This window comes from Deinococcus aquatilis DSM 23025, from assembly GCF_000378445.1.
Lineage (GTDB): Bacteria > Deinococcota > Deinococci > Deinococcales > Deinococcaceae > Deinococcus > Deinococcus aquatilis.
This window is the reverse complement of sequence record NZ_KB899737.1, coordinates 31,567-41,908: the sequence shown is the minus strand read 5'-3', so window position 1 is coordinate 41,908 and position 10,342 is coordinate 31,567. Positions and strand designations below refer to the sequence as shown.

Below are 10,342 nucleotides of genomic sequence, written 5' to 3'. Positions count from 1 at the left end.
CATCAGCACCACCACCCGCCGCACCCCCGCCACCAGATCCATCGCCCCACCCATGCCCTTGACCATCTTGCCCGGAATCATCCAGTTCGCCAGATCCCCCGACGCACTCACCTGCATCGCCCCCAGAATCGCCAGATCGATGTGTCCCCCCCGGATCATGGCAAAACTGTCTGCACTCGAAAAAAAGCTGGCCCCCGGTAAGGCCGTCACCGTCTGCTTGCCCGCGTTGATCAGGTCCGCATCCACTTCAGCTTCGGTGGGAAACGGCCCGATGCCCAGCAGTCCGTTTTCGGACTGCAACATCACCTCGATTCCCACCGGAAGATGATTGGCGACCAGGGTCGGCAGGCCGATCCCCAGGTTCACGTAAAAGCCGTCCTGCACTTCCTGCGCCGCCCGCGCCGCCATCTGCTCTCTCGTCCAGGCCATCAGAGCCTCACCGTCCTCTGCTCGATACGTTTTTCAGGGGCCGCATTGACCAAGAGCCGCTGCACATAGATCCCCGGCGTGTGAATCTGATCGGGGTCCAGCTCGCCCACCGCCACCACCTCTTCTACCTCGGCCACCGTCACCCGCCCACAGCTCGCGACCACCGGATTAAAGTTGCGTGCCGTCTTGCGGAACACCAGATTCCCGCTCGTATCGGCCTTCCAGGCCTTCACGAGCGCCACGTCGGCCACGATGCCGCGTTCGAGCAGATAGGTCTGCCCATCAAAGTCTTTGTGTTCCTTGCCCTGGGCCACCAACGTGCCGACGCCGGTTTTGGTATAGAAGCCCGGAATGCCCGCGCCACCGGCCCGCATCCGCTCGGCCAGCGTGCCCTGTGGGGTGAATTCCAGTTCCAGTTCGCCCGCCAGATATTGGCGCTCGAATTCCTTGTTCTCGCCCACGTAACTGGAGATCATCTTGCGAATCTGGCGGGTGGCGAGCAGCAAGCCCAGCCCAAAACCGTCCACGCCCGCGTTGTTGCTCACGGCAGTCAGGTCGCGGACCCCACTGTCGCGCAGGGCCAAGATCAAGGCTTCGGGAATCCCGCACAGCCCGAAACCCCCCACCGCCACCGTCTGACCATCGGCCACCACCCCCGACAGCGCTGCCTCCGCACTCGGATACATTTTGTTCATCGCTGCTCCTGTCTGTTCGGCTGCTCCCGAACACTCTGTTGAAAAAAAGAAAATCGAGCAGGTCGTGATGGAATCAGCCGCTTAACCAGACGGCGGGAGAAAATTCCATTCCCATCAGGACCTGTTGTGTCTGGTATCCGTTGTCATATTTTTTGACCCTACGGCAAAGCGGTGAGGCGACCTCGTGCACGCTTGCCCAATTCGTTTAAAGGTCAACCTGATATCCGATCCTGCGAAGACGGAAGCACGTCTGGAAGGCCCCACTCTCCAATCAGCAATACAGACTTCTGGCTTCTGGCAAATTTTTATCCCCGCCGCTCGTCTACTGATCTGCTCTTCATCCACAGCTCACAGTTCCGACCAGACCCGCGCTGATCCACAAGGCGGTGAATTTGAAGCGGAACGGGTTATAGCCGATGCTCTGGGCGCATCGCTCTTTGTCGCGGAGAGCCTGAAGCGCCGAAGCAGGCAGGGGAGAGGCTGAATGGCCCGTCATAGATGTCTGGATGCCGTGTTGGGCATGGTCCTCCTTGCGTGGATTGTCAGTACAGGCCAGAGGCTACCCCCGGTCCGTTACTTCGACATCACACCCTGTCCGGGTCAGCCGGATCGCTGAAGTTGAAAGGGACGGAGGCGAGTTGATCTTCCGACATTCGTTCCTGCTCCTCCTCACCCTGCTCGGGTTTGGTTACTGCCATACAGGTCAGCGGGCTGTCCAGCCCAGATCGAGGTCGAGTACTGCGCCCGTCATGCCCCACGCGGCGGGGCTGGCGACGTAGCTGGCAAGGGCCGCCACATCCTGCGGCTCCAGCAACTGTTTGATGGCGGCAGGCTCCAGCATCACAAGCCGCTCCACCTCCTGAACGCTGAGGCCACGGGTACGGGCCTGATCTGCCAACTGGCCCTCGACGAGCGGTGTGCGGACGTAGCCCGGACAGATCGCATTGACCGTGATGCCCTGTTCGCCCGCCTCCAGCGCCGCCGTGCGGGTCAGCCCGATCAGGCCGTGTTTGGCACTCACGTAGGCACTCTTGAACGGACTGGCGACGTGCCCATGGATGCTGGACAGATTGATAATGCGGCCCTGCCCCGTGCGCCGGAGATGGGGCCAGGCGAGCTTGCTCAGCACAAAAGGAGCAGTCAACATCACGGCCAGCATCGCGTCCCAGCGGTCTTCAGGAAAATCAGCGATGGGGTCGATGTGCTGGAATCCGGCATTGTTGACCAGCACGTCCAGTGCGCCCAGTTCGGCCACCACCTCGGCTACTGCGCGGTGACAGTCGGCCCGCACGGAGAGGTCGGCGGCAATGAAGGTCAGGCCGTGCTGCGCGGCAGTGTCGCGGGCGGCAGGTCGGTCGAGATCAAGGACGGCCACACGCATCCCGTCGGCCTGAAACCGTTGGGCGATGGCAAGACCGATGCCGCCCGTGCCGCCCGTAACGAGGGCGCTGCGTTGAGCAAGGGGAGCGCGTTCTTGTTCTTGAAAGGTCATGCGCCGGAGTGTACGGGCACAGCGTCACTGCGCCGTTACTTCATGACGCTGGCACCGGGCCGTCAGCGGGTCAGGCTTCGGTACAGCAGCTCGGTTTCGGGCAGCGCCTGGAGGCCGAGTTCTGCCAGTGCTGTGCCCAGGCTGGCATAGACGCGCTGCACCGCAGACAGGTTGGCGCGGGCATGATGGGCACGCATCAGGCTCCGGGCAGCGGGTTCGTGGGCTGGATCGAGACTCAGGGCGCGTTCGGCAGCTCGGGCGGCCCGGTCAGGCTGACCCGCATGTAGGGCGGCCACCGATTCTTCGGCCAGTGCGTCGGGCAGGTGGGCGGCGTAGCGGGCAGCTTCCTGCTCCACGGCTTCCAGTTCAGAGGCCGCCACGGCGTCCGGCAGGGTCAGCAGCGCCTCTAGGCGGCCCGGCGTCGCGGCTGGGCTGCTGAACACCACCTGCGCCGCATGCAGATCAACGTGAAGGTCAGGACTGGGGCGCAGACGAATCCACTCGCCGCGCTCCAGCAAAGAGCCGCTGGGCGCACCCTCCTCAAGCACCTGCCCGAGCGCGTGGAGCGTCACCCGGAAATTTCGTTCGCCCACCCCCGGATCGGCCCCCGGAAAGAGGATTTCCTGCGCCACCTCGCGGTTCAGGCCGCCGGGATGGATCGCCAGGAGGATCAACAAGTCCCGCGCTTTGGCCCGGCCCCAGTCGCGTGGACGGCCCTCCATCCCACGGGTCACCACCACCCGGCCCAGTACCTGCACCCGCACTTCAAATCCCGGCGTGTCGCTGGGAGCAGGCATGTCGGCGTATCCCAGGGCGCGGGCGGTGGGCAGCAGATCGGCGCGGAACTGCGGTAGGGCGGCCACCAGCCGCGCCAGCAGCGCCCCCCGTCTGGCCCGGTCTGGATAGGGCGAAAACAGCGAGCGCCTGCTCAGCAGAAATGGATAGGCCGCTGCACCCTGAGCCGCTGCCTGCACCGCGTACTCTTCTCCAGCAGCGTAACGGGCCAGCGCGACGCAGGCCAGCCCGAACGCATCGGTGCAGCTCTCGAAAGCCTGCTGAGCGGCGTCCAGCGAATCTGGATCATACCGCCCAGCGTGCCAGCAGCCCAGAGCCGTCATCAACTGCAGGAGGGCCGTCATGTAGCCGTCCCCCTGCGTCTGGGCCAGCGCTTCATCCTTGAGAGTTCCGGACAGCCGGGCGTCGCCTGCCTGCCCCGCCAGATAAGCCAGCCCCATCAGCGGCTCGGCCTGAAGGCGTTCAGCGACCCCCTGCGCCATGCCCTGCGCCTGACGGTAGGCCACCTGCGCCGCCGCGAGATCGCCTGCCGTGACGTGGGCGTGCCCCAGCCGCGTCAATGCCAGCGACCGCACGAACGGACTGCCGAGCCGTTCGCCCTCGGCCAGCCCACTCTCGGCGCAGCGGGCCGCGTCAAGGGCGTCTCCCCGGATGGCATGGATAAAACTTGCCAGCAACAACCCCTCGCGGTGGTTCTGGGCGGCCCGCGCTCCGCCCGCCTCTCCCTGTGCGGCGGCCCGTGCCAGTTGCAGGGCGCGGTTCAGGTCACCGGTTCGCAGCGCGTACCGTGCGCCGGAAGCCAACTCCGGTGCGAGCGCGACTGCGGCGGCCAACTGCCCTGCATTCAGCAGGTTTTCGGCCCGGAATCGCCGCACCCGGTTCAGGTCGCTGCCGCTGGCCCAGGCCTCGGCCTCATCCAACGGTGCCCACGTCTGGTTGGGCTGCACGGTGTCGAGGCCCACCTGAACCTCTCCGAGCGCGCGGGCCAGCGGCGTGGCCTGCGCGTATTCGCTCAGCGCCTCGGCGTAGCGTGAAGACAGGCGCAGCGCGTCTCCGGCCAGTGCGTGCAGTTCCGGAGTCCAGGCAGGACGGGGCAGGCGCTTGAGGCTGCGTTCGACCAGCGTGACCCTTCCGAGTGCCAGCCAGGCCGAGCCGTGCGCGGCCAGCAATGCCGCCGCCTGCGCGGTGTGCCCCGACAGCAGGTGAGCGGCCAGGGCACGGCGGGGCCGTCCAGTCTGCTCGAAGTAATCTGCGCCGCGTGCGGCCAACACCTGCGCGGTGTGCGGTTCCAGCAGCCGCCGCAGATGGGCACGCAGCAGTGGATGGGCACGGTAGACCCGCATGCCCGCCTCACCCGAACGGATCAGGAAGGTGCCGCTGTCGGCCAGCGTTTCCAAAAGAGCCGCCGCGTTGGGTTCTTCCAGCACGGTTTCCAGCAGTTCGGGCGTCAGCTCTTCAAAGACGCTGCTGCGGGTGAGCAGACCCCGCAGCGCCGGTTCCAGCGGACCCAACACCTCCTGCGCCAGATAATCGAACAGCGTGCCCAACTGTGCCTCGCCGCCGTCGAGGTCGGCCAGATCGCTCAGGCGAACGCGTCCCTGTGCGGCGGCCTGGGCCAGAAACCGCGCCGCAATCGGCCAGCCTTCTGTCACGGCGTGGGCCAGTTGCACGTCCGGGCCGGAGGGCGTGAGGCCGTGGGCACGCTACAGGTCACCGATTTCAGGCACGGTGAAGGCAAGTTCCGCCGCCGAGAGCCGCACCACCTCGCCTGCGGCGTCCAGTGGAGTCAGTTCCAGCAGCGGCAGCGGCGTGCGCGACAGCAGCGCCACCCGGCCTGCCCCGCAGTCCAGCAGTTCGCGCAGCATCACGCCGGTCAGTGGGCCAGCCAGATGCTGGGCCTCATCCAGTACCAGCAGACCCGCGCAGGCGTCCAGCACGTCGGCCAGACGCGCCGCCACCCGCCGGGGAGGTGCGCCCGCATCCAACATGGCTCCCACCGCCGCGCCGCCCGGCAGACTCTCGGCGGCCAGTGCCAGCCCAGCCGCCAATACCTGTGGGTCGGCGTCGTCGGCGTCCAGCGTCAGCCAGGCCAGTTCCCCAAGTCCCTGCCCCTGGTCTGGTCCACCCGCAGCGAGGGCCGTGGTTTTGCCGTAGCCCGCCGGAGCCACCACCACCAGCACCCGCGCCGAGGCGAGGGCCTCACCCAGCCGGGGGCGGGGCACCGCGCCGCGCACAGCAGGCCACCGCGCCCGCCGTGAGGAGGTCAGGTCACGCCAATTCGGGGTCATTTCTGCCGCGATGCTATCAGGGACAGCAGCGGCAGAAAAATCGGGGGGCGTCACAGCGCCAGATACGCCGCCCGCACGCCGGGATCGGCCAGCAGCGCCTCACCCGTACCTTCCTTGACCACCTGCCCGTTTTCCAGCACGTAGGCGCGGTGGGCCAGCCGCAGACTGAGGCCCACATTCTGTTCCACGAGCAGCACGCTGACCCCCTCAGCGTTCACGACCTTCAGTGCCTCGAACACCGTCTGGGTCATCAGCGGCGACAGGCCCAGGCTGGGTTCGTCCACCACCAGAATGCTGGGCAGGCCCATCAGGGCGCGGCCCACGGCCACCATCTGCTGCTCGCCGCCCGACAGGGTGCCCGCCATCTGCTTCGAGCGTTCCTGAAGGCGTGGAAACAGGCGGTACACCTGCTCCAGCGTGTCCTGCTGGGCGGCTCTGGCTTCCGGGCGCATGGCCGCGCCGAGTTCCAGATTCTCACGCACAGTCATCATGGCAAACAGTTCGCGGCCTTCCGGGACGTGACCCAGCCCCAGTGCCACCACCTCGCTGGGCGCGGCGCGGGTGATGTCCCGCCCACCCAGCTGGATGCGGCCCCCGGTGGGCTTGACCACGCCGCTGACGGCCCGCAGCGTGGTGGTTTTGCCCGCTCCGTTCGCCCCGATCATGGCAACGAACTCTCCCGGCCCCACCCGCACACTCACGTCCCACAACACCTGCACCTTGCCGTAGCCTGCGGCCAGATGTTCGATGACGAGTTCCTGTCCGGCGCGGGCCTGTGTGGTTGCGTCCTGTTTGAGACCGTCTGGTCTACTTTGCTCCGGTCTGGTTTCGTTCATGCGTGCAGCCCCGCTTCGGTGCCCAGGTAGGCCGCGACAACCTGCGGATTGGCGGTCACTTCGCGGTAGGTGCCCTCGGCCAGCACCTGCCCCTGATCCATGACCACCACCCGGTCGGCCAGGTCGCGCACCACGGGCATGATGTGTTCGATAAACAGAATGCTGATACCGCTGTCCCGGATTCCGCGCACCAGTTCGACGGCCTCCTGCGCTTCTGCCGGACGTAGGCCCGCCATCACCTCGTCCAGCAGCAGGACGCGGGGCTGGGTTGCCAGGGCGCGGGCCACTTCCAGCCGTTTGTCTTGCAGCAGGGTCAATTCGTGGGCGGCGCGGTCGGCGTGGGCCGCCAGTCCGGTGCGTTCCAACAGGTCGTAGGCCTGCTCCCGCGCCTGTGGCAGACGTATTCCGCGCTGGCCGAACAGGGCACCCACGGTCACGTTTTCATGCACCGTCATTTCGGGAAAGGGCCGCACGATCTGAAAGGCCCGGCCCAGCCCCGCGTGGCAGCGGCGTTCCATCGGTGCGTTGGTGATGTCCTGTTCCTGCAACCACAGGCGGCCCGTGCTGGGACGGTACACCCCCGACAACAGATTGAGCAGCGTGGTCTTGCCTGCCCCGTTCGGCCCGATCACCGCCAGAATCTCGCCTGCATAGTGGGTAAAACTGACGTTCTGCACCGCGTTGAGGCCCCCGAACCGTTTGCTGAGGTTCTCGGCCCGCAGGACCGGCAGAGCTGAGGCTGGCACGGATTGGGCGGCGCTCACAGGTCGCCTCCCTGCCGTCCACGCCGCCACAATCCCACGATGCCGCGCGGCAACCATAGGATACTGAGCATCAGCACCAGCCCGTACACCACCAGATAGCCGTTCTTGACGGTGTTGTGCAGCAGTTCTTCGGCCACCCGCAGTACGGTCGCGCCCAGAATCGGCCCGAGTGTGGTGTAGAGGCCTCCAAAGATGCTGGTGGTCAGCGGAGAGATGGAATTGGCCAGACTGAAGGTGTCCAGCGGACTGATGAAGAAGGTCTTGCCCGCGTACAGCACGCCCGCCAGCGCCGCCAGCACACTGGACAGAAAGAAGGCGGCCAACTTGTAGCGCACCACGTTCACGCCCAGCACCCGCGCCGTTTCCTCACCCTGCCGGATGGCGGCAAAGGCGTGGTGCAGCTTGCTGAGCCGCACGGCCAGACTGACGCCCACCGTGAGCAGCAGCAGCGCCAGCGCCAGCAGATATTGCCCCCGAGAATTGCCGCCCAACAGCGCCGGAACCAGCAGCCCGTTGGCCCCGCCCGCCACGCTTTCGGGCAGATTCTGGATCACGGTTCTGACCACCTCGGTAAAGGCGAGGGTGGCGATGGCAAAGTACATCCCGCTCAGGCGCATGGTCACGCCGCCCAGCAACAGACTGACGAAGCCCGCCGTCAGTGCAGCCAGCGGCATGGCCGCCCCCCACGGCACTCCCGCCTTGAGCAGCAGCGCGTAACCGTAAGCGCCCAGCCCATAAAACGCCGCGTGCGCCAGCGAGACCTGACCGCTGCGGGCCAGAAGATCCCAGGACAGCGCCATGATGCCCGCCACCAGCGTAAAAAAGCCGATCTGAAGCAGGAATTCGCGGCGGTCTCCGAGCGGCAGGAACGGAAAGGCCAGCGCCAATACAAAGAAGATGCCCAGCGCCAGGAGCGCCCGCCACGCGAAGGTGGGTCTGCGGGCCGGAACAGGCCGCGCCGATACCGCGCTCACCGATTCCCCCGAAAGGAACGCAGGACCAGGGTGCCGAAAATCATCAGAAAGAACACTGCGTCGCTCCAGCCGCCGCCGCCCGGCACGTAGGTCTGCACCAGCGCCTCGGACACGCCCAGCAGCACCGAGGCCCACAGCACGCCGGTCAGGTTGCCCAGGCCCGCCATCACGATGATGGCAAACGCCTTGAGCGCGAACACCAGCCCGACGGTGGGGCTGGCGAACAGCAGCACGCTGACCAGCACGCCCGCCACCGCCGCCAGGCCGCACGACACCCCGAAGGCCAGCATATATACCCGGTCCACGTTGATGCCGATCAGTTGCGCTCCCCGGCGATTCTGGGCCACGGCCCGCATCTGACGGCCCAGTGTGGTGCGGTACAGCACGAAATAAAGCGTTCCCAGCAGCGCCAGCGCAAAGGCGAATGCCACGGCTTTCGGCCCGCCCACCGTCAGGGCACCCAGTTGCAGGCTACTGGCCTGATACGGCGTGCTGACGGTGCGGGTATTGCCGCCCAGCAGCATCAGGGCCAGGTTTTGCAGCAAGATGCCCAGCCCGAAGGTCAGCAGCATCTGGTTGAGTTCGGGGGCCAGCAGCACATGCCGGATGCTGACCCGGTAGGTCAGAGCGCCCACGCCGAACACAGCCAGCGCCACCACGGGCAGCGACAACAGCGGATCGATGCCCAGCGAGGCGCTTGCTGCCCAGGCCAGAAACGCCCCGATCATCAGAAACTCGCCGTGGGCAAAATTGACGATGCCGACCACACCCACGGACAGGGCCAGCCCAGACGCGACCAGCGCGTAAATCCCGCTCTGAAGCAGACCGTTCAGGAGTGTCTGCAAAAAAAGGTCCATCTAGCGTCGTCCCTCCAGATGTGCCGTAAATGCCGCCAGAAACTCCTGTGGCGCTTCGAGGAAGGGCGAGTGGCCCACGCCGGGCAACACCACTTCACGGAACTCACCCCCCTGCTGCTGGGCCTGCTCCAGCATGGCGCGGGTCTGCGCCAGCATCGGCTGAGGCGCACACGCCTCCGCGCCGGGCCAGCCGGGAACCGCGCCCAGCGAACCCAGGTAGGCCAGATCAAACAGGCTGCTGTCACCGATGATCGCGTCGGCGTCGCCGCGCACCCACAGCACCGGGGGAGCCGGGCGCAGGTCGGCAAAGGCCGAGACGTTCATGAAGCGGGCGCTGAAGGCGTTGGCAACTCCCCGCGTGCCCGGCGCGACGTGGGGCCAGTGCTCACTGGGCACGGCGTCGCCCGGATAGAAGTCGTCTCCGGTCCGGGTTTGCAGCATCGAGTCCACCCAGCGCTCTTCCTGCTCGGCAGAGGGCGTAAAGCGGGCCGGATTGACATAGAACTTTCTCAGCACGTCGCGTGGGCTGCCCGCCGTGTCCGAACGGTCTTTGGCCGCGACCGCCGCCACGAACGCCGCATTGACCGTCCCGCCGCCCGACCCGGCGAAATCTGGGCTGTTGGGCGTACCCGCCGCGCTGTGGGTGCCGCCAAACCCGTAAGGACTGACTGGCGCGACCAGGGTCAGCGAACGCACCCGCTGCGGACTGTCCAGCGTCAGTTGCAGGGCGACGCCGCCGCCCATGCTCCAGCCCAGCACGTCGGCATCCTGCCAGCCCAGTGCGTCCAGCACGGCCAGCACATCGTCGGCCCAGTCCCGCACGCCCCGCGAGGCATCGATGGGTCGGGCCTCCGTCTGGCCATAGCCGCGCAGGTCTGGGGCCACCACCTGCCACTCTGCGGGCAGCGTCGTCATCAGCTCACGGAAAAACTCGCCGCTGGACACGTTGCCGTGAATCAGCAGTATCTGCCGCGTTGAAGCTCCAGTCGCCGCCCTTTCCAGAATATGGGTCTGAAGGCGGGAGGTGGTCAGCCGCCTCGAAACAATCTCCACTCCTGCTGCGTCCGTTCCCGCTGTATTTGCTTCTGTCCTGTCCATGCCCGCTACTCCCCTGCCTCATTCTGGCTCCATCACTGGGTTGGAATCACTGTGCCGGATGGTTCTGCGAAGGCGAGGGGCCACACCCCTTTGTCCGGCGCGGCCCCATTTTCC

The 10,342-nt window shown here is 66.4% G+C and carries 11 protein-coding genes; all 11 read right to left on the bottom strand.

Features of this window, described 5'->3' with window-relative positions:
- Positions 1-429 (bottom strand): 3-oxoacid CoA-transferase subunit B (locus F561_RS0118950; RefSeq protein ID WP_019007877.1); only part of this gene is annotated, 429 nt, incomplete at its 3' end.
- Positions 429-1,124, bottom strand: a complete 696-nt coding sequence (locus F561_RS0118945) for a CoA transferase subunit A (protein WP_019011546.1) — start codon at positions 1,122-1,124, stop codon at positions 429-431. The genes F561_RS0118945 and F561_RS0118950, both read right to left, overlap by 1 nt.
- A gap of 337 nt (positions 1,125-1,461) precedes the next feature.
- Positions 1,462-1,620 (bottom strand): hypothetical protein, encoded by a 159-nt coding sequence (locus tag F561_RS29065; RefSeq protein WP_245556575.1) that lies wholly within the window; start codon positions 1,618-1,620, stop codon positions 1,462-1,464.
- A 207-nt stretch (positions 1,621-1,827) separates the two neighbouring features.
- Positions 1,828-2,616 (bottom strand): 3-hydroxybutyrate dehydrogenase, encoded by a 789-nt coding sequence (locus tag F561_RS0118935; protein WP_019011544.1) that lies wholly within the window; start codon positions 2,614-2,616, stop codon positions 1,828-1,830.
- Between the two features lie 62 nt (positions 2,617-2,678).
- Positions 2,679-5,081, bottom strand: a complete 2,403-nt coding sequence (locus F561_RS26005; RefSeq protein WP_019011543.1) for an ATP-binding protein — start codon at positions 5,079-5,081, stop codon at positions 2,679-2,681.
- Positions 5,082-5,114: 33 nt separating this feature from the next.
- On the bottom strand, positions 5,115-5,699 hold the full coding sequence (locus F561_RS30075; RefSeq protein ID WP_245556574.1) for an AAA family ATPase: 585 nt from the start codon (positions 5,697-5,699) through the stop codon (positions 5,115-5,117).
- Positions 5,700-5,749: 50 nt separating this feature from the next.
- Positions 5,750-6,535 carry an ABC transporter ATP-binding protein gene (locus tag F561_RS0118925; RefSeq protein WP_019011541.1) on the bottom strand — a complete coding sequence of 262 codons (786 nt, stop codon included), beginning with the start codon at positions 6,533-6,535 and terminating at the stop codon, positions 5,750-5,752.
- A complete protein-coding gene (locus F561_RS0118920) occupies positions 6,532-7,299 on the bottom strand; it encodes an ABC transporter ATP-binding protein (protein WP_019011540.1) in 768 nt (255 codons plus the stop codon). The genes F561_RS0118925 and F561_RS0118920 overlap by 4 nt, the downstream gene beginning before the upstream one ends.
- On the bottom strand, positions 7,296-8,273 hold the full coding sequence (locus tag F561_RS0118915) for a branched-chain amino acid ABC transporter permease (RefSeq protein WP_019011539.1): 978 nt from the start codon (positions 8,271-8,273) through the stop codon (positions 7,296-7,298). The genes F561_RS0118920 and F561_RS0118915 overlap by 4 nt, the downstream gene beginning before the upstream one ends.
- On the bottom strand, positions 8,270-9,130 hold the full coding sequence (locus F561_RS0118910) for a branched-chain amino acid ABC transporter permease (RefSeq protein WP_019011538.1): 861 nt from the start codon (positions 9,128-9,130) through the stop codon (positions 8,270-8,272). The genes F561_RS0118915 and F561_RS0118910 overlap by 4 nt, the downstream gene beginning before the upstream one ends.
- Positions 9,131-10,228, bottom strand: coding sequence for an alpha/beta hydrolase (locus F561_RS0118905; RefSeq protein ID WP_026299068.1), 1,098 nt, complete (start codon positions 10,226-10,228; stop codon positions 9,131-9,133).
- Positions 10,229-10,342: the final 114 nt, after the last annotated feature.